Here is a 21,208-nt window from a genome sequence, read left to right on the forward strand (position 1 = left end):
CCTGCGACGATGACGGTCGTAGGATGCGGGAGGCAGGTGCGGCAACGGGCTTGATCGGAGCAGTAGACCATCGTGACCAGCGAGAACTCTTCGGCGGACGACGCGCAGCAGGTGTGGGACGTCGTCGTGGTGGGTGCGGGGCCGGCAGGTGCCTCGGCCGCGTACGCGGCGGCGGTGGCCGGCCGGCGTGTGTTGTTGCTGGAGAAGGCGGAGCTGCCCCGCTACAAGACGTGCGGCGGCGGCATCATCGGTCCCTCGCGCGACTCCCTGCCGCCCGGCTTCGAGCTGCCGCTGCGGGACCGGGTGCACGCGGTGACCTTCTCGCACAACGGCCGCTTCACCCGGACGCGTCGCTCCAAGCAGATGCTGTTCGGGCTGATCAACCGGCCCGAGTTCGACCACCAGCTCGTCGAGCACGCCCAGAAGGCCGGCGCCGAGCTGCGCACGGGCGTCGCCGTCCAGCGGGTCGAGCAGCACGGCTCGGCGGTGCCGGACCGGCGTACCGTCGCCGTGGTCCTGCAGGGCGGCGAGACGGTGCTCGCGCGGGCGGTCGTGGGCGCGGACGGCAGCGCCAGCCGGATAGGAGCTCATGTCGGGGTCAAGCTCGACCAGGTGGATCTGGGCCTGGAGGCGGAGATCCCGGTGCCGCAGACCGTCGCCGAGGACTGGCAGGGGCGGGTGCTCATCGACTGGGGGCCGATGCCCGGCAGTTACGGCTGGGTCTTTCCCAAGGGCGACACCCTCACGGTCGGGGTGATCTCGGCGCGCGGTGAAGGGGCCGCGACCAAGCGGTACTTGGAGGAGTTCATCGGGCGGCTCGGCCTCGCCGGGTTCGAACCGGGCATCTCCTCCGGTCACCTGACCCGCTGCCGGGCCGACGACTCGCCGCTGTCCCGCGGCCGGGTGCTGGTGTGCGGGGACGCGGCGGGACTCCTGGAGCCGTGGACACGCGAGGGCATCTCGTTCGCGCTGCGTTCGGGGCGGCTCGCGGGGGAGTGGGCGGTGCGGATCGCCGAGGCACATGACGCCGTGGACACCCGGCGCCAGGCCCTGAACTACGCGTTCGCCATCAAGGCGGGGCTGGGCGTGGAGATGAGCGTCGGCAAGCGGCTGCTGATGGCGTTCGAGCGCCGCCCCGGCCTCTTCCACGCGGCGCTGACCGGGTTCCGGCCGGCCTGGAGGGCGTTCATGGAGATCACCCGCGGGTCCACGACGCTGGGTGAGCTCGTCCGCGGCCGTCCCATGGCCCAGCGTCTGCTGGCCACGCTGGACCGTCGCCAGGTACCCGACGGCGACGAGGTCACTTCCTGACGGTGATCCGGAAGACGGGGTGGTCCTGGGCCGCCGCGACGATCTCCTCGTCGGAGGACTTCGCGGTGACCCCCTGGAAGTACTGGTTGACCTCCCAGCCCCATTTCTCCAGGTAGGTCCGCAGGATCGGGAGCTTCTCCGTGTCGGGTAGCTCCACCGCGGTGAACTCGCGGACCTTGCGGCCGACCCGCAGCTCCCCGCCGCCGGCCACCCGCATGTTGCGCACCCACTGGGAGTGGCCGCGGGCCGAGACCAGGTACTGCTCGCCCTCGTAGGTGTGCGGGTTGACCGGGATGCGCTGCATCTTGCCGCTCTTGCGGCCGCGCACCGACATCTCCGCCATCCCCGCCAGGCTGAAGCCGTGCCGGGCCAGCCAGCCGAAGACGCTGTTGAAGCGGACGTTGAGCGGGCTGCCCTTGAGGTAGTACGGCTGCGACATGGTGACCCCCATCGGATGGAGAGCGGTGCTCTCGCTGTGCCCTCAGTCTGCGTCAGAACGGTGCTCCAAAGCAAGAGCACTGCTCTCTTTTTTGTCCGGTGCTCTTGTTTGTGTGCACCGCTCTGTATTCATGGGACACTGGCACCCATGAGCACCGCACACGGCGCCCGTGCCCGGGCCAGGATCGAAGTCACCGCGGCCATCAAGGACGCGGCGCGCAGACAGCTCGCCGCCGACGGTGCCGCGAAGCTCTCGCTGCGGGCCGTCGCGCGCGAGCTCGGCATGGTGTCGTCCGCGCTCTACCGGTACTTCCCCAGCCGTGACGACCTGCTCACCGCCCTCATCATCGACGCGTACAACTCCCTCGGCGAGAGCGCGGAGGGAGCGCACGACAAGGCCGCGGCCGCGGGGCCGGCCGAGCGCTGGACCGCGGTGTGCGAGGCGGTGCGCGGCTGGGGACTGCGGCATCCGCACGAGTACGCGCTGATCTACGGCTCGCCGGTGCCCGGCTACACCGCGCCCGAGACCACCGTCCCGGCCGCCTCCCGCGTCGGCCTCGTCTTCATCGGCATCGTCCGCGACGCCCACCGGGGGGCCGCCCTGAGCGAGCCCCGGCTCTCCGCCGGACTGCGCCCCGAAGCCGAGCGGATGGCCGCCGACCTCGCCCCGGACCTGCCGCCCGGGTCGGTGGCGGCGCTCGTCGCGGCCTGGGCCCAGCTGTTCGGGCTGGTGGGGTTCGAGCTGTTCGGGCAGTTCAACCGGGTCGTCGAGGACCGCGACACGTTCTTCCGGCAGGCCGTGACCCAACTCGCCCACGGGGTGGGGCTGGCGGCTCAGCCGACCGGCACGACCGGCGAGGGCGACGGCAGCAGTTCCGGATCCTGACGCAGCACCCGCGCATGCAGGGACCGCAGCGCCGGTCCCGGGTCCGCGCCCATCGCCTCCGCGAGCCGCTGCCGGGTTCCCTCGTAGGCGCTGAGCGCGTCGGAGGGGCGGCCGAGGCGGCACAGGGCGAGCATCAGCAGCTCGGCCAGCCGCTCGCGCAGAGGGTGCGTCGCCACGAGGCGGACCAGCTCATGGACGTACTCGAAGGAACGGCCGAGCGCGATCTCGCCCTCCAGCCGTGCCTCCAGGACGGTGAGCCGCTTCTCCGCCCAGCGCAGCCGCTCCGCCGCCAACCAGGGTGCCCGCAGACCCTCCGCGAAGTCACCGCGCCACAACTCCTCGGCCCGACGCGCCAGTTCGACCGCTCGCCGCACCTCACCGGTGTCGCGCGCGGCGAGCGCCTCGTCCACCAGGAGCCGCCGGTCGGCCAGGTCGCCGATGACGGCGCCGGTCAGCCGGTACCCCGTGCCGGTCCACTCCAGCAGCACACCGTCCCCGAGCGCGCGGCGCAGCCCGGAGACGTACTTCTGCACGAGGTTGCGCACATGCACCGGCGGCGCCCCGCCCCACACCGCCTCGACCAGCCCGTCGTACGACAGGGTCCGCCCCTCCTGGAGCAACAGCACGGCGAGAACCGCGCGCTGCTTCGGCGGGCCCAGCGGGATCTCGGCGCCGTCGCGCAACGCCCTCAGCGGACCCAGCAGTTCGCATCGCACGGTCCCGGCAGTCCCCTCACCCATGCGTCGAGCCTAACGCCGTCCGAGCCTCATTCCGGGATGACCAGCCCCCGCGCGCGACGAAGGTCCACGGCTTGACGCCGTCACGCATCCGTTCGATGTCCTTCGCGTCTTCCAGTGGATCTTCCAGCGGGCCTTCCAGCGAGCGGGCGGACTGTGGGCGCGTCACTCGATCCCGAACTCCCCTGGAAGGGCTGCCCCATGCTCACCCGGCTCGGCCGTCTGGCGGTGCGGCGCAGTCGCGCCGTGCTGACCGGCGCACTTCTCGTCCTGCTCGGTCTCGGCGCCTACGGTGCCGGCGCCCAGCAGGATCTCGATCTGTCGCGCTGGAGCGCGCCCGGCACCGAGTCGGTGCGTGCCGGGGACCTGTTGCGTGAGGACTTCCGCACCGGGAACCCCGATCTCGCCCTTCTGGTCACGGCACGCGACGGTGACGTGGACAGTGCGCGCACCGAGCGGGCCGCGCGTGAACTCGTCGCGGAGGTCGCGGAGTTGCCGCTGGCCAGGGACGTGACCTCCTACTGGGACGCCGGCAGCTCCGCCCTGCGCGGCGAGGACCGGCGGCGCGCCCTGGTCCTCGTTCACCTGGCGGGCAACGCCACCGAGATCCGCGAGGAACTCGCCGCCCTCTCACCCCGGTTGACCCGCACCACCCCCGAGCTCGACGTCCGCGTCGGCGGGCAGGAGGAGATCTCCAGGCAGGTCGGCGAGGAGGCCCGCGCCGACTTCCTGCGGGCGGAGGCCTTCGGCCTGCCGGTCGTGGTGCTGCTGCTGATCCTGGTCTACCGGCGCACCGTGGCCGCACTGCTGACCGTGGGCGTCGGGCTGCTGTCCGTCCTCGGCGCACTCGCGGGCCTGCGCCTGCTGGCGCAGTTCACCGAGGTGTCGACGTTCGCCGCGAACCTGGCCCTCGTGCTCGGCCTCGGACTGGGCGTCGACTACGGCTTGTTCGTCATCCACCGCTACCGCGAGGAGCGCGGCGCGGGCCGCGACCGGGAGGCGGCCGTTCTCGCGGCGACCGTCGCCGCCGGCCGCACGGTCGTCTTCAGCGGGATCACGGTGGCCGTGTCGCTGTGCGCGCTGCTGGTGTTCCCGTTCTTCTTCCTGAGCTCGTTCGCGTACGCCGGTGTCCTCGTCGTGCTCTGCGCGGTCGCCGGGGCCGTGCTGGTCCTGCCGGCCGCGCTCGCCCTGTGGGGTCACCGTGTGGAACGGCCCGCCGCACCGGCCTCCGGTTTCTGGCACCGCACCGCGCTGGCGGCCATGCGCCGCCCGCTCCTCGCCGGTGCCGGAGTCCTCACGGTCCTGCTCGTCGCCGCCGCACCCCTGCTCGGCCTGCGTTTCGGCCTCCCCGACGAGCGCACCCTCCCCGCGGGCACGTCCTCGCGCACCACCTCCGAGATCGTCCACCGCGAGTTCGCCGCCGAACCCACCGACACCGTCCAGGTGGTCCTGACCGAACCCGCTGACACGCGCGCGTACGCCGCCCGGCTCTCCCGTATCCCCGGCGTGCACCAGGTCGACGCCCCCGACGGCGCCTACCGGGACGGCCGGCGCACCGGAGCCCCCGGCCAGGACCGGCTGACGGCACCCGACGGGCGTGCGCGCCTGGCCGTCGTACCCACACAGGAGGCGATGTACGGGAACGTCCCCGCCCTCGTCGAACGCATCCGGGACACCGCCGCCCCGGCCCCCGCCCTCGTCGGCGGCTACCCGGGCGAGACCACCGACTTCCGCGCCACCCTCCTCGACCGGCTGCCGATCGCCGTGGGCCTGGTGCTGGTGGCGACGTACGTGATCCTCTTCCTGATGACCGGCAGCGTGCTGCTGCCGCTGAAGGCGACCGTGCTCAACCTGCTCAGCCTGTCGGTGATGTTCGGCTGTCTGGTCTGGGTCTTCCAGGACGGACACCTGTCCGGGCTCCTCGGCTTCACCCCGACCGGCTCGATCGAGCCGAGCATCCCGGTGCTGATGTTCTGCGTGGCGTACGGGCTCTCCATGGACTACGAGGTGTTCCTGCTGGCCCGCATCAAGGAGGAGCACGAGCGGACCGGCGACACCGGGCGCGCGGTCGGTGAGGGCATCCGGCGCAGTGCGCCGCTGATCACCGCCGCGGCCGGGATCCTCGCGCTGTCCTTCCTGTCGTACGCCACCGGAGGCGTCGTCTTCCTCAAGGAACTCGGCGTCGGCACGGCCCTGACGATCCTCGTCGACGCCACCCTCATCCGGGTCGTCCTGCTGCCGGTGACGATGCGGCTCGCGGGGCGGGCGAACTGGTGGGCGCCGACGTGGCTGCGCCGGCTGCGGGTCAGGGAGGGCGACGTACTTCGCGGGGAGTACGTGTGATGACCACGCCCGGCTGACGTCCCGGGCGGCGGGCGGCGTCTAGCGTGGCGGACATGGACGAGCAGCGGGTATCCGGAGGTCTGTGGTGGCGGCACGGGCCGCCGTGGTGGCACCGCCGGAACGAGGCGGAGCTCGCTTCCCGGTGGCCCTGGCTGTCCACCGCGCTGATCACGGTCTTCGTGCTCGGCGGATCCCGCTTCGCCGCCGACCAGCAGGTGCCCGAGCGGGCCCCGCTCGACACCTTCGCGCGCGTGCTGCTCGTCGTGGCGGCCGGACTGCTGCTGTGGCGCCGGCGGTACCCGGTGGCCGTGGTGTTCGGCACGGCGGCCGCCACGATGCTCTACCTGGGCGCCGGATACCCCTACGGACCGGTCTTCGTGACCTTCGCGCTGGGCTGCTTCAGTGCCATCGTCGCGGGTCACCGCAAGGCCGCCTGGACGGCGCTCGGCCTCCTCTGGACCGGGCATGTCCTGGTGGCCCACTGGCTCTACCAGTGGCTGCCGCCGTCCGGGGACGACGCGGCTTCCTGGGGCTCGGAGGGGGTGGTGGCCGCCTGGGGTGTCGCCATCGTGGCGCTGGCGGAGGTGGCCAGGACCCGTCGCGAGCAGTGGGTGCGGGAGCGGGCCGAGCAGGCGCAGGCGGCGCGCCGGCGCGCCGACGAGGAGCGGCTGCGGATGGCCCGCGAGCTGCACGACGTCCTCGCGCACAGCATCTCGGTGATCAATGTGCAGGCCGGCGTCGGCCTCGCCCTCCTCGACAGCGACCCCGAACAGGCACGCACGGCGCTCACCACCATCAAGGCCGCCAGCAAGGAGGCGCTCGGCGAGGTCCGCCAGGTCCTCGACACCCTGCGCACCCCCGGGGACGCGCCCCGCGCGCCGGCCCCCGGGCTCGACCGGCTGCCGGAGCTGGTGGAGCAGGCGGCGAGCGCGGGACTGGCCGTGCGGATCGAGGGGGAGGCCCCGAAACTCGCGCCGGGCACGGATCTCGCCGCGTTCCGCATCGTCCAGGAGGCGCTCACCAATGTCGTACGGCATTCGGGATCGCGGCACGCGCGCGTGCACCTCGCTCATGACGACGGGACGACGCTACGGCTCCGTATCGACGACGACGGGCCCGCGACCGGCACCGACGCGGGCGGCAGCGGCAACGGGCTGGCCGGAATGCGGGAGCGGGCCGCGGCCCTGGGTGGCACGATCGAGGCCGGGCCACGTCCCGACGGAGGCTTCCGGGTGCTCGCCGTACTGCCCCTCACAGTGAAGGAGAACCGGTGATCCGCGTACTGCTCGCCGACGACCAGTTGCTTGTCCGGGCCGGATTCCGGGCACTGCTCGACGCGCAGCCGGACATCGAGGTGGCGGGCGAGGCCTCCGACGGCGAGGAGGCGGTGCGCCTGGTGCGAGAGCTGCGCCCGGACGTCGTCCTGATGGACATCCGGATGCCGGTGCTGGACGGTCTCGCGGCGACCCGCCGGATCACCGACGACGAGCGGCTGTCCGGCGTCAAGGTGGTCATGCTCACCACCTTCGAACTCGACGAGTACGTCTTCGAGGCGATCCGCTCGGGCGCCTCCGGGTTCCTGGTCAAGGACACCGAGCCGGAGGAACTCCTGCGCGCGGTCAGGGCGGTGGTGGAGGGAGACGCGCTGCTCTCGCCGGGGGTGACGCGGCGGCTCATCGCCGAGTTCGCAGCCCGATCCAAGGAGCCCGCGACGGCCGACGCCCTGGCCCGGCTCACCGAGCGGGAGCGGGAGGTGATGGCCCTGGTCGGCATCGGCCTGTCCAACGAGGAGATCGCCCGGCGCCTGGTGGTCAGCCCGCTCACCGCGAAGACCCATGTCAGCCGCACGATGGTGAAGCTGGGAGCCCGTGACCGGGCCCAACTCGTGGTGCTGGCCTACGAGTCGGGGTTGGTGCGGCCGGGCTGGCTGGGCTGAGCCGTGTCGTCCTCGCGCCGGAAGCGCAGCAGCACACTGAGGACCCGGGCCACGAACAGCACCGGCGCCAGCGCGAGGGCCATGTGCGTCAGGAGCTTCTCCACCGTCTGCGGCAGCTCGAAGAGCAGCGCCGGGCCCGCGAGCGCCCCGAAGACGACTGCCGCCGCGAACGCCGCCGTGAACAGCGCGTATCCGATCTCGACGGTGATCGCGTCCCGCGCGGCCTGATCCCGTCGTCCCCCGTATGCGGTCATACGACGAGTGTCACAGCCGTGCGCCCGACGGAGCAAGCACTCCGCCGGGCGCACGACAGGGGAGGCGTCCCCCTCTCAGTCGCGCACGGTCACGCGCTCCGCCTCCTCCTGGGATGTGGACGTGGCGACCACGACGGTCTTCCGACGGGGCCGGACCCGCAGTCCGGTCAGCGAGATCAGCAGGCCCGCGACCGCGACGCCGGTGACCACCGTCAGGCCGGGGAGGTAGCTGTCGAGGACGGCTTGGGGAGAGGCGTTCTCCGCGGGGGCGTTCGCCGTCAGCACCGCCGTGACGACGGCCAGGAAGAGCGCGCCGCCCACCTGGACCGAGGTGTTGAGCAGGCCCGAGACCATGCCCTGCTCGTGTTCGTCGACGCCGTTGGTGGCCTGGACGTTGAGCGAGGGGAAGGTCAGCGCGAAGGCGGCGCCGACGAGCAGCATGGTCGGCAGGATCACCGACGCGTAGACCGGGTCGAGGTCGATGCGCAGGAACAGCAGATAGCCGACGACCATCAGCGCGAAGCCGGTCACGATGAGCCGCGGGGTGCCGAACCGGTCGATGACGGTGCCCACCTTGGTCGCGGACAGCGCCACCAGTGTGCCCGCCGGCAGGAAGGCCAGCGCGGTGTGCAGCGCCGACCAGCCGAGCACCTGCTGCATGTAGAGGGTGACCAGGAACTGGAAGCCGATGTAGCTGCCGAGGAACGTCAACGCGCCGAGCTGGGCGCGGACCTGTGGGCCGGAGCGTAGGACGCCGAGCCGGATCAGAGGGCTGGGGCTGCGCCGCTCGACGGCCACGAAGGCGGTCAGCAGGACGGCGACGGCCACGAAGGACAGGATCGTGCGGGCGGAACCCCAGCCGGCCTCCGCCGCCTGGACGACGGTGTACACGAGGAGCAGCATCGAGGTGGTGCCGAGGACGGCGCCCGGGATGTCGTAGCCGCCGGTGCTCTGTTCACGTGCGCTGGGCGGCAGCAGCTTCAGGCCCGCGATCAGGGCGATCAGCGCGACGGGGGCGGGCAGCAGCATGGTGTAGCGCCAACTGGCCTCCGTGAGCAGGCCGGAGAAGACCAGGCCCATCGAGTAGCCGGTGGCGCCGCAGGTGGTGTAGATCGACAACGCGCGGTTGCGGAGGGGGCCTTCGGCGAAGGTCGTGGTGATGATGGACAGGCCGGCGGGCGCGGTGAACGCGGCACTCAGGCCCTTGATGAACCGGCTGGCGATCAGCAGCGGCCCGGAGTCGACGAGGCCACCGAGCAGCGAGGCGACCGCGAAGACGCCGAGGGCGACGAGGAACACCTGGCGCCGGCCCAGCAGGTCGGCGGCGCGACCGCCGAGCAGCAGCAGGCCGCCGTACCCGAGGATGTAGCCGCTGACGATCCATTGCAGGGTCGAGGTCGACAGGCCGAGGTCGGCGCCGATGGACGGCAGGGCGACGCCCACCATCGACACATCGAGCGCGTCCAGGAACATCGCGGCGCAGAGCACCAGCAGCGTGCCCCACAGTCGGGGAGTCCAACGTCCCGCGGACGCCGGGGTGTTGAGCGGAGAGGTCATGCCGGAGACACTACATGCGCATGCATTGAATGCAAGGGCACTTAATTACGGTGCAATAATTTCTGCTCTCTGCTACGGTGCGCCCATGGCGGCGAAGAAGGCCGAGCAGACGCTCGTGGACCAGTGGCGGGACATCCTGGCGCTGCATGCGCGCACCCAGTGCGAACTGGACCGTGCGCTCCACCGACACGGCCTGTGCGCCAGCGACTTCGAGGTGCTCGACGTCCTCGCCGACGTGCGGCGCGCCACAGGCGGTGACTGTTCCTATCGCGTCCAGGAGATCTCCGAGCGGGTCCATCTGAGCCAGAGCGCGCTGTCGCGACTGATCGCCCGGCTGGAGAAGGACGGACTCGTCGAGCGCGGCATGTGCTCGGAGGACCGGCGGGGTGTCCGGGTGGTGCTCACGCCGAAGGGGCGCACGCTGCACGGAGAGGTGCTCCCGGTGCAGCGTGCGGTGCTGACGAAGATGCTGGACGCGGACTGATCGGGCGGCCGGGGCTCAGATCCCGGACGTCGTGCGCCACAGTTCGGCGAGCGTGCCGTCACCCGTCACGCCGGGGAACGGCACGCGATTCCACAGCGACAGGTACAACTGGGCTGCGGGACCGGTGATTTCACACTCCGCGTCCCCCTCCGCGCTCCGCACGGCCGCGGGCGGCTCCTGGGACAGTCGTACGGTCCACACGGCATCCTCGGTGTCCGTCGCCCACACCCGCAGCACCCGGGGCCGCTCGCTGCGCACCCTGCTCCTGGTGCGGGCGTGGAATCCGGTCAGCAGTTCGTCGATGCCGTCGGCGGCGAACTCCGGCGCGATGCCGCTCGGCGTGCCGCCCCGCGCGGACTCCGCGTCGAAGCGGTGCACCGCGGTCTCGTGCGCCTGCCTGCGCGCCCAGAACGCGAGCGGCGAGGGTGCCGGCAGGAACTGCCAGCACTGCGTGTCCGGATCGGCGGAGGTGAGGGTGTCCACGAGGCGTCGGTGCCCCTCACGGAACCACGCCAGGAGCTCGGCACCGTCGAGGTCCGGCGAGCCTCCGAAGGGGCGGGGGGAGGCGTGCGCCTCGGCGACGTGCGCCTCCGCCCAGCGGTGCACCGCCCCCGTGTGCCGCACCAGATCCCGCACCTGCCACTCCGGGCAGGTCGGCACCTTGGCCCCCGTGCCGGCCTGTTCGGCGGCCGCGGCGAGCAACCGGCCCTCCTGGTCGAGGATGCGGACGAACTCGGCAGTTTCCATGAGGGTGAGTGTGCCGCATGGAGCGCGGTCGAAGAGGCGCCCGGCGGATCACTGAGCAAGTTGTCCGAGTCTCAGGGGAGTTGAGGCGAGGAACTGGTCGGCGTCCGTCACGCGCCTCAACTGTGACGTCGTGTGAGGAACCCGATGACGGCTGCCGTGGCGGCGAGGGCGGCCACGCTGGTGAGGGCGATGGGGAGGGAGAACCAGTCCGCCATGAAGCCGATCGCGGGCGGGCCCAGGAGCATGCCGCCGTAGCCGAGGGTGGAGGCGGTGGCGACGCCGCTGGGGCCGGCGAGCGTTCCGGCGCGTTCGATGGCGACGGGGAAGAGGTTGGCGAGGCCGAGTCCCGCGATGCCGAAACCGAGGAGCGCCGCCCACAGTTCGGGGGCGAGCGCGCCGAGCAGCATGCCGGCCGCCGCGGTGGATCCGCCGGCGATCACCGTGCGGGTGCGGCCGAGGCGCTCCAGCAGTGTCGTGCCGGTGAGCCGGCCGATGGTCATGGTGAGGGCGAAGCAGGAGAAGCCGACGGCGGCGACACCGGGGGAGGTGTGGAGGTCTTCCCGGAGATGCAGCGCACTCCATTCGGCCATGGCTCCCTCGCCGTACGCCGTGCAGAGGGCGATCATCCCGAAGACAATCACCAGCCCCCGGGTCCGCCGGTCCAGCCGGCGCGGGGCGGTGCCCGCTCGCGGTTCCGTCCGCTCGGGCGACACGGGCGGTTCGATCCGCAGCAGCGCGCGTCCTGCCACGGCCGTCACGAGCAGACCGATGACGGTGAGGCCGAGCAGATGACGGGTGGGGGAGAGGTGGGCGGCGACCACCCCGCCGAGGCCGGCGCCGACCATGCCGCCGAGGCTGAAGGCCGCGTGGAAGCTGGGCATGATGGGGCGCTTCAGGGTGGTGACCAGGTCGACGGCGGCGCTGTTGAAGGCGACGTTGATCCCTCCGTACGCACTCCCGAAGATCAGCAGTACGGCGCCGAGGGCCAGTGGGGAGTGGGTGAGTGGGGGCAGGGCCACGCTGAGGGAGAGGAGTACGGCGCACGCGACGGTGACCTGGTGGTTGCCGTAGCGGCGGCACAGGCGGCCGGTGAGCGTCATCGTGATGACGGCTCCGGCGGAGACGCCGAGGAGCGCGAGGCCGAGGGTGCTGGCGGTGGCGTGGGTCTGCTCCTTGATGGCGGGAATGCGGACGACCCAGCCCGCGAAGATGAAGCCGTCGAGGGCGAAGAAGGCGGTCAGGATGATGCGGAGGCGGGTGAGGGCGTTCCCTTTGTCACCCGGCACGTCGTTGTGCGTTCGGGTTTTGTTTATTAGCGGCACAAAGTCAGGCTAGGTGGGGCGGCGTGCCGGGGCAAGGGCATGGGGTTCGGCTTGGGCTTCCGGTGTGCGGCGGTGTCGGATCGTTGCCATGGTGGTGCCATGTGCTGGAGTGGCACGGCCGATCTCGTTGCCGGTGCCGGGATCGTCGGTGTCGGTGCGGTCTGTGTGGCGCGGGTGCGCAGAGGGGGCGATCTCCCGATGGCTTCGGTGCCGTTGCTGCTCGGTGCGCATCAGCTGGCCGAGGCCCGCGTCTGGCAGGTCGAGGGCGGGACCGGTCCCGCGACCGTCGTATGGGCGGTGATCGCTCTTCCCCTCCTGGCGGTGTGGGTGCCGCTGGCCGTGCTGTGCGCGGCACCGCGCCAGGCGTGGGGGCGGCTGGCGGTTCCCGTGGTGTGCGGTGTCGTGACCGCCGGTGTGATGGCGTACGCCATCATCACGCGGCCGGTGCGTGCGGAGATCCGCGGTCATACCGTCGGCTACGTCGTCGGGCTGCCCCACACCGAAGTGCTCATCGCCGGTTATCTGCTCGCCACGGTCGGCGGCCTGCTGATCTCCGGCGACCGTTGGCTGTTCGGGTTCGGAGTTCTGGCGGCGTTGGGTGCGCTGGCGTGCTGGGCGATGTGGCGGCTGGAGTTCGTCTCGACCTGGTGTGCGTTCGCGGCGGTGTGCTCGTTGGTGGTCTTCGGGTGGGTGCGCGGGCGGTCGGCGTATTCCCCCTGAGCGTGGTGGTGTTGCTCCTGGGATCGGTGATCCTGCCAGCGGGAGAGGGCTGGTCGGTCCTGACGGCCGTGGCGCAGGGTGGGTTTATGAACACCGGTGAGCCGTCACAGCTCCGCAGCCGTGTGACACCGCTGCGCTGCCTCAAGGGAGACATGTACGTACCGAGCAGGACCGGTCAGCGGCCCGCCGCTCTCGCCAGAGCCGCTTCGGCTTCGGCGGCCAGGGTGGATACGAGTGCGGTCGCGGGAGGCCGATCGGTGACGAGGTCGACCGCCTCGCCCGCCCAGACAGGCGACCGGGGTACGGCGCCGCGTTCCACGTCGGCGTCGTAGGCCTTGCGGGCAGCCGCGGGATCCGCGGCGAGTTCGGCCTCGCGGCCCCGCCATCGGTCGAGGTAGGTGTGTCCGAGGGTGCGAGCCGTGTACTTCGAGGGCCAACGGGAGCTTCGGGCGATGTCGAGGATGCGGTTGCGTTCGGTGTCCTGTCCCCGTCCCCGGACCAGGGCCTCGGCGACCGAGGGATCGACGAGTGCCTCGGCCGTGGCCTGGAAGCGGGTTCCGATCAGCGCCCCGGCGGCCCCCAGGGCCAGGGCGGCGGCCACCCCCCGGCCGTCGGCGATGCCACCGGCTGCCAGCACCGGCACCGGTGCCACCAGATCCACCACGACCGGTACGAACGGCAGCGTGGACCGCCCGTGCAGGGCGCCGTGGCCACCGCTCTCGGTGCCCTGCGCCACGATGACATCGGCGCCCAGGTCCACCGCCTGCCCGGCCTCCTCCAGATCGGTGACCTGGAGGAGCACCGCCACGCCGGCCTCATGGACCCGGTCGACGAACGGGCTCGGATCTCCGAAGGAGAACATCACCGCGGCGGGGTGGTGTTCCAGCACCTGATCGACCGCACGCAGCTCGGTCGCCCAGGTCTGGAACCCGACGCCCCACGGTTCCTCGACATCCGCCAGGATCGGCAACTCCCGGGCCAGCAGATCCGGATGCCCGCCTCCCGCCCCCAGCAACCCCAGCCCGCCACCGCGCGAGACGGCCGCGGTGAGCGCACCGCCCGCCGAACCGCCCATGGGGGCAAGGGCGATGGGATGCCGCACACCGAACAACGTCGTGAAAGCCGTCGACAACGTCATGCGCGGCATCGTCTCATCCACGCGCCGCCTCCCTAGGAGGCGAGCTCCTTCGTGATGCGAAGGCGGGCGTCTCCCGGGCGCTGGTCTCGATCGTGTTCCGCAACCAGCCGGGGGCGAGTGAGGAGACCCGGCAGCGGGTGCTGCGGGTGGCCGACGAGCTCGGCTAGCCCGCGGCCCGGTTGCTGGCCCGGGGGCGCAGTCGCACCATCGGCGTGATGTTCACCGTGCGCCAGACCTTCCAGACGGATCTCATCGAGGGGATCTGTCCGGAGGCGGAACGGCTCGGCTACGACGTGCTGCTCTCCGCCACCGCCCAGGGCCGCAGCGAGGAGAAGGCCGTCGAGGCGCTGCTCGGCCACCGCTGCGAGGCGCTGATCCTGCTGGGCCCCGACGCCGGGCCCGCCTGTCTCGACGAGTTCGGACAGCGTGTGGCCACCGTCTCGGTGAGCCGCAGGGTGCCGCGGGCCCGTGTGGACTTCGTGCACAGCGCGGAGGGCAAGGGCGTACGGCAGGCCATGGATCACCTGGTGGAGCAGGGGCACCGGCGGATCGTGCACATCGACGGTGGCCGTGGTCCCGGGGCGGCCGACCGGCGCCGTTCCTATCGGGCGGCGATGCGCCGGCACGGGCTGGAGGCGGAGGCGCGGGTCGTCCCGGGTGAGCACACCGAGCAGGCCGGCATCGAGGCAGGCCTGCTGCTGGTGGCGGAGCGCGACCAGGGGCTGCCCCTGCCGACGGCGGTCCTCGCGGGCGACGACCGGTGTGCCATGGGCCTGTTGATGGCGCTGACGCGGGCCGGCGTGGAGGTTCCGCGTGACATGTCCGTCGTCGGCTACGACGACAGCCACCTCTCACATCTCATGCCGATCGGGCTGACGACCGTACGCCAGGACGCCGTGCTGATGGCGGAGCACGCGGTGCGGTTCGCCGTGGAACGCCTGTAGCGCCCGGAGCTGGAGCCGCGGGAGGCGGTGCTGGATCCCAAGCCGGTGATCAGGGGGACCAGCGGGCCCGCCCCGCGGGCGTAGGGCGGGCGGACCGGCCTGGCTCAGCCCTGGGGCTCGGTGATGTTGACCATCCACGGGATGCCGAAGCGGTCCGTGCACATGCCGAACACATCGCCCCACATCTGCTTGTCGAGCGGCACGGCCACCGAACCGCCGGCCGAGAGCTTCTCCCAGTAGCCGCGCAGCTCCGCGTCGTCGTCGCCGCTGAGGCTCACCGAGAAGTTGCTGCCGGGGGTGTGTTCCATGCCGGGCGGGGAGTCGGCGCCCATGAGGGTGAAGCCGCTCGGGGTCTCCAGCATGCCGTGCATGATCTTGTCGGCCTCGGGGGAGTCCGGCTGGCCGAAGGCGCCGTAGGTGTTGAGCGCGAGCGTGCCGCCGAAGACCTCCTTGTAGAACTCCAGCGCCTGTCGGGCGTCTCCGTCGAAGCTGATGTAGGGATTGAGTCGCGAGTCCATGAAACCCTCCCGGAACGGGGTGAAGAGTCAGTAGTCCGGAGGCTAGCCCGGGGCACTGACAACGGCATTCCGGGCGGGCGGGTCGGGCCGCTGTGGTGTGCCCTCGTTCCTTGACTGTCCCGGGCGCGTCCGAAGTGCGACGCTGGGACGAGACACATGCGCCGAGGGGACTCGGAGGGCACGATGGGACGAGATGTGCCGGCCCTGGTGTTCACGCGGGAGGACCGCCGTCGGTACCGGGACAAGATGCACACCTGCCTCGATGTGCTGGCGCAGATGCTGCGCGAGTCGGGGTTCGAGAGCGAGCGTCCGCAGGTCGGGCTGGAGATCGAGCTCAACCTGGTGGACGACGACGGGCTGCCCGCGATGCGGAACACCGAGGTGCTCCAGGCCATCGCCGACCCGGCCTGGTCGAGCGAGCTGGGGCGCTTCAACCTGGAGATCAACATCCCGCCCCGTGAGCTGACGGCCGGCGGCCCCGGCGCCTGGGAGCAGGCGATCCGCGACGCGCTCAACCACGCCGAGGAACGTGCCTCGGCCGTGGGCGCGCATCTGATCATGATCGGCATTCTGCCCACCCTGGGCGAGGCGGACGTCGGCGAGCACGCCCTGTCCGGCGATCCGCGGTACCGGCTGCTCAACGAGCAGATCTTCGCGGCACGGGGCGAGGACCTGCGGATCACGGTGGACGGCGTGGAACGCCTGGCGATGTACGCCGACGCCATCACGCCCGAGGCCGCCTGCACCAGCACCCAGTTCCATCTGCAGGTCGCGCCGAAGGAGTTCGCGGACTACTGGAACGCGGCCCAGGCCGTCGCGGGCGTACAGATCGCCCTGGCGGCGAACTCGCCCTACCTCTTCGGCCGGGAGCTGTGGCGCGAGACCCGTATCCCGCTCTTCGAGCAGGCCACCGACACCCGCCCGCAGGAGATCAAGGCGCAGGGCGTGCGGCCCCGGGTGTGGTTCGGCGAGCGCTGGATCACCAGCGTCTTCGACCTCTTCGAGGAGAACGTGCGCTACTTCCCCGCCCTCCTGCCGGTGTGCGACGAGGAGGACCCGCAGGCGGTGCTGAACGGCGACGGAGTGCCGGAGCTGGGGGAACTGACGCTGCACAACGGCACGATCTACCGCTGGAACCGCCCCATCTACGCCGTCACCGACAGCGGACCGCATCTGCGCATCGAGAACCGGGTCCTGCCCGCCGGACCCACCGTGGCCGACATCATCGCCAACGGAGCCTTCTACTACGGCCTCACCCGCGCGCTGGTCGACGAGGACCGGCCGGTGTGGACGCGGATGTCCTTCTCGGTCGCCGAGGAGAACCTCCACGCGGGGGCCCGCGACGGCATCGACGCCCGTCTGTACTGGCCCGGCGTCGGCGAAGTCCCGGTCACGGAACTGGTGTTGCGACGGCTGCTGCCCCTGGCCCACCGGGGCCTGGAGCTGGCCGGCATGGACACGGAGTGGCGCGAACCGCTGCTGGGCATCATCGAGCAGCGCTGCGTCAGCGCCCGCAACGGCGCCCTGTGGCAGGTGGAGACGGTCCACCAGATGGAGAAGGAGGGCATCCACGACCGCCAGGAGGCGCTGCGGCGGATGACCTCGGCCTACATGGACTACATGCATCTCAACGCGGCGGCGCACACCTGGCCCGTGGACTGAGAGCGGTCAGCCCCTCCATTCCCGGGCGGGCGTCAGTGGCACGGGGGCGGGCGGGCGCGTCGACGTCGTCAGCTCGATGCGCCGGCCCTCGGCCGACGAGCGGAGCAGTGCGGTCATCGTCTCCAGTACGTGCAGGGCGAGTTCACCGCCGGCGCGGGGCGCCCGTTGGTCGTCGGCGGCGATGAAGTCCAGCAGGCCGATGCCCCGGGAGCCGTCGACGTAGCCCGCCGACCGCGGGAGGGTGCGCCACTGGGTGCCGCCGAGTTCGAAGAGACGGACCTCGCCGTCGAAGTGGTTCGGATCCGGCACCGTGAGGGTCCCGGTCTCGCCGTGGACCTCGATCGGCGCGGCGGTCGTGGTCACGCCGTCGAAGCTCGTCGTGATCGTCGTCAGCGTCCCGTCGGTGTGTTCGAGCACTCCGGAGACATGGCTGTCGACCTCGACCGGTATCCGCTCGCCCGCACGGGGGCCGGAGGCGATGACGCGCTCGGTGCGCAGCCGGCTGGACGCCCCGGTCACGGCCCGCACCGGGCCCAGGAGATGGACCAGGGAGGCGAGATAGTACGGGCCCATGTCCAGGAGGGGACCGCCTCCTGGGGTGTAGTAGAAGTCCGGGTGGGGATGCCAGCGTTCGTGCCCCGGGGTGATCATCACGGCCGAGGCGAACAGGGGGCGTCCGATGCGCCCCGCCGCGACGGCCGCCCGGGCCGTCTGGATTCCGGTGCCCAGGACGGTGTCGGGTGCGCACCCCACCCCCACGCCCGCTTTCGCGGCCGCCTCCAACACGGCGTGGGCGTCGGTGAGTTCGGCGGCCAGCGGCTTCTCCCCGTACACGTGCTTGCCGTGCGCGATCGCGCCGAGGGCGATCTCGGCGTGGGCCGCGGGGACGGTGAGGTTGAGGACCGTGTCCACGTCCGGGCTGCTCAGCAACTCCTCGACGGTCAGCGCCCGGACGCCGGGGAACTCGGCGGCGACCGCTGCCGAGCGGGCGGCGTCCAGGTCGGCGACCGCGGTGACACGGACGGCGGGAAGGCCGATCAGCGTGTCCAGATAGGCGCGGGAGATGACGCCGAGACCTACGACGCCGATGCGGTGCGCGTCGCCCACAGCATGCCCCTCTCGATGACGGTACGGACGTTGGGGTTCTCCAGCACGTCGAGGCTGTGCCCCGGCGTCGTCACGACGATCCGCCCGGCGCCCCACTGCCGGGTCCAGACCGCCGGCGTGGTGACCGGACGGTGCCAGGGCTGCCACGGCCGGGCCGGGTGGGTGGTGGTGGCCAGTACGTCGATCAGGTCGTCGTGGAGCACCCAGTACTGCTCGGTGGTCAGCTCGAAGTCCTCGAGGCCCGCGGTGACGGGGTGTTCGCGGCCGAGTTCGGTGAGGGTGACGGTGTGCGGCAGGAAGTTGTCCGACTCGTCCCCCCGACGCTCGCACGGCTCCTTGCCGGGGTGGGTCGCGAACTGGCCGCCCACCAGGTGGAGATAGTCGGAGGAGGCGCGGAAGGAGTCGGCGATCCCTCCGTGCCAGCCGGTGAAGCCGGTGCCGGCCACGACCGCCGCGCTCAGCCCCGCCAGTTGCTCGGCGGTGATCTCCGACATCGTCACGCACTGCACGACGAGGTCGGTGTCGGCCAACTCGGCGGTGTCGGCGTAGACATCGGTCGACTCCTCGACTCGAACGGCGTACCCGTTGCTTCGCAGGAAGGGCACGAACAGCTCCGTGGCCTCGACCGGCCGGTGCCCCTCCCATCCGCCTCGGACCACCAGGGCCTTCTTCTGCGTCATCTCGATCCTTTGCCCAGCCGGTGAACAGCGCCTTCACTATGCGCCAATCGCCCGCCCCTACGAAAGAGTTGCCGACTTTCGCGAAACTTTCGGCGGGTGGGCACCGGGAAAGGTGCTGGTCTGCACCAAACCCTTGACATGTCCATACCTCACTTCTTAAATCACGCAGTGAACTAAGTCGCCGCCCCCCACCAGAAGCGGATGTAGCCATGCTTCGACGACTTCCCCGACCATCCGTCGCCCTGGCGGCCACGGCCGTCATCGCCTCGACGCTCACCGTCCTGCAGCCCACCGAGGCCGCCGCCGCCCCGCCGACCGGCTGGTCCACGGTGGTGAACGGCGGCAGCGGCAAGTGCCTGGACGCCCGGTCGGCCGCGACCGTGAACGGCACCGCCGTGCAGCAGTACGCCTGCAACAACACCACCGCCCAGCAGTGGAGCTTCACGCCGACCAGCGACGGCTACGTCCGGATCAACAACCGCAACGACGCAGCGCAGGTCGTGGACGTCAGCGACGTGTCCACGGCGGACAACGCGGCCGTGCACCTGTGGACGTACGGCGGCGGCAACAACCAGCAGTGGCAGGCCGTCGACGAGGGCGGCGGCGCATACCACTTCGTCAACCGCAACAGCGGCAAGTGCCTCGACGTCCCCTCCGCCTCCACGGCCGACAGCGTCCAACTGGTGCAGTACACCTGCAACGGCACGGCCGCCCAGCGCTTCCAGATCGCACCCGTGAGCAGCGCGCCCGGGGACGTCGACCTCGGCCCCAACGTCGTCGTCTTCGACCCGTCGATGCCGTCGGCCACCATCCAGAGCCGGCTGAACCAGATCTTCCAGCAGCAGGAGACGAACCAGTTCGGCTCCCAGCGCTACGCGGTCATGTTCAAGCCCGGCACCTACAGCAACGACGTCAACGTTGGCTTCTACACCCAGGTCCTGGGCCTGGGTCAGTCGCCCGACTCGGTCACGATCAACGGCGCCGTGCATGTGGAGGCCGACTGGTTCCCGCCGCAGAACGCCACCCAGAACTTCTGGCGCGGCGCCGAGAACCTCTCGGTCAACCCCACCGGCGGCACGGACCGTTGGGCGGTCTCGCAGGCCTCCGGCTACCGGCGTATGCATGTCCGCGGCAACCTGGAGCTGAGCGACGGCGGCTGGTCCAGCGGTGGCTTCATGGCCGACAGCAAGATCGACGGCCAGGTCCGCTCCGGCACCCAGCAGCAGTGGCTGACCCGCAACTCCCAGCTCGGCAGCTGGACCGGCGCCAACTGGAACATGGTCTTCGTCGGCAGCCAGGGCGTCCCCGGCAACAGCTTCCCCAACCCGCCCTACACCACCGTGAACCAGACCCCCACGGTCAGGGAGAAGCCCTTCCTGTACGTCGACGCGGCAGGCGCCTACAAGGTCTTCGTCCCGTCCGTACGCACCAACTCCTCGGCCACCACCTGGGCGAACGGCAACGCCGCGGGCACCTCGCTCGGCATCGACCAGTTCTACGTCGTGAAGCCGGGCGCGACCGCCGCACAGATCAACGCCGCGCTGGCCGAGGGCAAGAACCTCCTGGTCACCCCCGGCGTCTACCACCTGAACCAGACCCTGCGGGTGACCCGCCCCGACACCGTCGTCCTCGGGCTCGGCCTCGCCACGTTCATCCCCGACAACGGCATCACGGCCATGACGGTCGCCGACGTCGACGGAGTCAAGCTCGCGGGCGTCCTCTTCGACGCCGGCACCACCACCTCGCAGACCCTCGTGGAACTCGGCCCGTCCGGCGCCGCCACCGACCACTCGGCGAACCCCACCTCACTGCACGACGTGTACTTCCGCGTCGGCGGCGCGGCCGTGGGCAAGGCGACCACCAGCCTCGTCGTCAACAGTGACGACGTCATCGGCGACCACATGTGGATCTGGCGCGGCGACCACGGCAGCGGTATCGGCTGGAACACCAACACGGCCGACACCGGGCTGGTGGTCAACGGCGACGACGTGACGATGTACGGCCTGTTCGTCGAGCACTACCAGAAGCACCAGACCATCTGGAACGGCAACGGCGGCCGCACGTACTTCTACCAGAACGAGATGCCCTACGACCCGCCCAACCAGGCCGCCTGGATGAACGGCTCCACCCAGGGCTACGCCGCCTACAAGGTCGCGAACTCGGTCACCAGCCACCAGGCCTACGGACTCGGCAGCTACTGCTACTTCAACGTCAACCCGGGCGTCACCGCGGAGCACGCCTTCGAGGTCCCCGGCAACCCCAACGTCCGCTTCCAGAACATGGTGACCGTCTCCCTCGGCGGCACCGGCACCATCCGGCACGTCATCAACGACCGGGGAGGCCCCTCCAACTCCTCGACCAACGTGGCGAACCTGGTGAGCTATCCGTGAGGGGAACGCCGTTTCCGGGCCGTTCGTTCACCAT

The 21,208-nt window shown here is 71.2% G+C and carries 19 protein-coding genes and 1 pseudogene; 10 read left to right on the forward strand and 10 right to left on the reverse strand.

From position 1 onward, the window contains the following. Positions 1-72: 72 nt before the first annotated feature. Entirely contained in the window at positions 73-1,311 is a 1,239-nt protein-coding gene (locus tag QF037_RS40630; protein ID WP_307034121.1) for a geranylgeranyl reductase family protein, read from the forward strand. On the opposite strand, the gene QF037_RS40635 is transcribed toward QF037_RS40630, so the two are convergent. Continuing rightward, complete coding sequence (locus tag QF037_RS40635; protein ID WP_307034123.1) at positions 1,301-1,750, reverse strand: nitroreductase/quinone reductase family protein; 450 nt, start codon at positions 1,748-1,750, stop codon at positions 1,301-1,303. The two genes, QF037_RS40630 and QF037_RS40635, sit on opposite strands and share 11 nt — an antisense overlap. A gap of 147 nt (positions 1,751-1,897) precedes the next feature. Here QF037_RS40635 and QF037_RS40640 point away from each other — a divergent pair, with 147 nt between their 5' ends. Then, the gene (locus QF037_RS40640) at positions 1,898-2,635 is read left to right on the forward strand and encodes a TetR/AcrR family transcriptional regulator (RefSeq protein ID WP_307034125.1); all 738 of its coding nucleotides are present in this window, start codon (positions 1,898-1,900) and stop codon (positions 2,633-2,635) included. On the opposite strand, the gene QF037_RS40645 is transcribed toward QF037_RS40640, so the two are convergent. Then, complete coding sequence (locus QF037_RS40645) at positions 2,584-3,375, reverse strand: AfsR/SARP family transcriptional regulator (RefSeq protein ID WP_307034127.1); 792 nt, start codon at positions 3,373-3,375, stop codon at positions 2,584-2,586. The two genes, QF037_RS40640 and QF037_RS40645, sit on opposite strands and share 52 nt — an antisense overlap. Before the next feature lie 198 nt (positions 3,376-3,573). Here QF037_RS40645 and QF037_RS40650 point away from each other — a divergent pair, with 198 nt between their 5' ends. Genes QF037_RS40650 through QF037_RS40660 form a run of 3 tightly spaced genes read left to right on the forward strand, consistent with a single transcriptional unit; the run spans position 3,574 to position 7,651 of the window. Continuing rightward, positions 3,574-5,715, forward strand: a complete 2,142-nt coding sequence (locus QF037_RS40650; protein WP_307034129.1) for an MMPL family transporter — start codon at positions 3,574-3,576, stop codon at positions 5,713-5,715. 53 nt (positions 5,716-5,768) lie between these two features. Continuing rightward, complete coding sequence (locus QF037_RS40655; protein WP_307034131.1) at positions 5,769-6,989, forward strand: sensor histidine kinase; 1,221 nt, start codon at positions 5,769-5,771, stop codon at positions 6,987-6,989. Next, the gene (locus tag QF037_RS40660; RefSeq protein ID WP_307034133.1) at positions 6,986-7,651 is read left to right on the forward strand and encodes a response regulator; all 666 of its coding nucleotides are present in this window, start codon (positions 6,986-6,988) and stop codon (positions 7,649-7,651) included. Before QF037_RS40655 ends, QF037_RS40660 begins: the two co-directional genes overlap by 4 nt. Here the strand turns inward: QF037_RS40660 and QF037_RS40665 are convergent. Further along, positions 7,612-7,905: a DUF6332 family protein gene (locus QF037_RS40665; RefSeq protein ID WP_307034135.1), complete on the reverse strand. Its 294-nt coding sequence runs from the start codon at positions 7,903-7,905 to the stop codon at positions 7,612-7,614. The two genes, QF037_RS40660 and QF037_RS40665, sit on opposite strands and share 40 nt — an antisense overlap. 75 nt (positions 7,906-7,980) lie before the next feature. Beyond that, on the reverse strand, positions 7,981-9,462 hold the full coding sequence (locus tag QF037_RS40670) for an MFS transporter (protein ID WP_307034137.1): 1,482 nt from the start codon (positions 9,460-9,462) through the stop codon (positions 7,981-7,983). 85 nt (positions 9,463-9,547) lie between these two features. Between QF037_RS40670 and QF037_RS40675 the strand changes: the two genes are divergently transcribed. Further along, on the forward strand, positions 9,548-9,946 hold the full coding sequence (locus QF037_RS40675; RefSeq protein WP_307034139.1) for a MarR family winged helix-turn-helix transcriptional regulator: 399 nt from the start codon (positions 9,548-9,550) through the stop codon (positions 9,944-9,946). A gap of 15 nt (positions 9,947-9,961) precedes the next feature. Here QF037_RS40675 and QF037_RS40680 read toward each other — a convergent pair whose 3' ends face one another. Continuing rightward, on the reverse strand, positions 9,962-10,693 hold the full coding sequence (locus tag QF037_RS40680; RefSeq protein ID WP_307034141.1) for a maleylpyruvate isomerase family mycothiol-dependent enzyme: 732 nt from the start codon (positions 10,691-10,693) through the stop codon (positions 9,962-9,964). A 116-nt stretch (positions 10,694-10,809) separates the two neighbouring features. Beyond that, a complete protein-coding gene (locus QF037_RS40685; RefSeq protein WP_373463876.1) occupies positions 10,810-12,015 on the reverse strand; it encodes an MFS transporter in 1,206 nt (401 codons plus the stop codon). A gap of 99 nt (positions 12,016-12,114) precedes the next feature. Here QF037_RS40685 and QF037_RS40690 point away from each other — a divergent pair, with 99 nt between their 5' ends. Beyond that, positions 12,115-12,735 (forward strand): DUF6629 family protein, encoded by a 621-nt coding sequence (locus tag QF037_RS40690; protein ID WP_307034145.1) that lies wholly within the window; start codon positions 12,115-12,117, stop codon positions 12,733-12,735. Positions 12,736-12,910: 175 nt separating this feature from the next. Here the strand turns inward: QF037_RS40690 and QF037_RS40695 are convergent, their stop codons facing one another. Next, positions 12,911-13,873 carry a nitronate monooxygenase gene (locus tag QF037_RS40695; RefSeq protein WP_307034147.1) on the reverse strand — a complete coding sequence of 321 codons (963 nt, stop codon included), beginning with the start codon at positions 13,871-13,873 and terminating at the stop codon, positions 12,911-12,913. Positions 13,874-13,932: 59 nt separating this feature from the next. On the opposite strand from QF037_RS40695, the pseudogene QF037_RS40700 reads away from it, so the two are divergent. Further along, positions 13,933-14,901, forward strand: a pseudogene (locus QF037_RS40700) (LacI family DNA-binding transcriptional regulator); the annotation flags it as partial. Between the two features lie 20 nt (positions 14,902-14,921). Here the strand turns inward: QF037_RS40700 and QF037_RS40705 are convergent. Then, positions 14,922-15,335, reverse strand: a complete 414-nt coding sequence (locus QF037_RS40705) for a VOC family protein (protein ID WP_307034149.1) — start codon at positions 15,333-15,335, stop codon at positions 14,922-14,924. A 183-nt stretch (positions 15,336-15,518) separates the two neighbouring features. On the opposite strand from QF037_RS40705, the gene QF037_RS40710 reads away from it, so the two are divergent. Beyond that, positions 15,519-16,997 carry a glutamate--cysteine ligase gene (locus tag QF037_RS40710; protein ID WP_307034151.1) on the forward strand — a complete coding sequence of 493 codons (1,479 nt, stop codon included), beginning with the start codon at positions 15,519-15,521 and terminating at the stop codon, positions 16,995-16,997. A gap of 6 nt (positions 16,998-17,003) precedes the next feature. On the opposite strand, the gene QF037_RS40715 is transcribed toward QF037_RS40710, so the two are convergent. Both QF037_RS40715 and QF037_RS40720 read right to left on the reverse strand, forming a co-directional pair. Then, positions 17,004-18,104, reverse strand: a complete 1,101-nt coding sequence (locus tag QF037_RS40715; RefSeq protein WP_307034154.1) for a Gfo/Idh/MocA family protein — start codon at positions 18,102-18,104, stop codon at positions 17,004-17,006. Continuing rightward, positions 18,074-18,784: a ThuA domain-containing protein gene (locus tag QF037_RS40720; protein WP_307034156.1), complete on the reverse strand. Its 711-nt coding sequence runs from the start codon at positions 18,782-18,784 to the stop codon at positions 18,074-18,076. Before QF037_RS40720 ends, QF037_RS40715 begins: the two co-directional genes overlap by 31 nt. 209 nt (positions 18,785-18,993) lie before the next feature. Between QF037_RS40720 and QF037_RS40725 the strand changes: the two genes are divergently transcribed. Beyond that, positions 18,994-21,174, forward strand: coding sequence for an RICIN domain-containing protein (locus QF037_RS40725; protein ID WP_307034158.1), 2,181 nt, complete (start codon positions 18,994-18,996; stop codon positions 21,172-21,174). The last annotated feature ends 34 nt before the right edge of the window (positions 21,175-21,208 follow it).

This window comes from Streptomyces canus, assembly GCF_030815415.1.
GTDB lineage: Bacteria > Actinomycetota > Actinomycetes > Streptomycetales > Streptomycetaceae > Streptomyces > Streptomyces canus_F.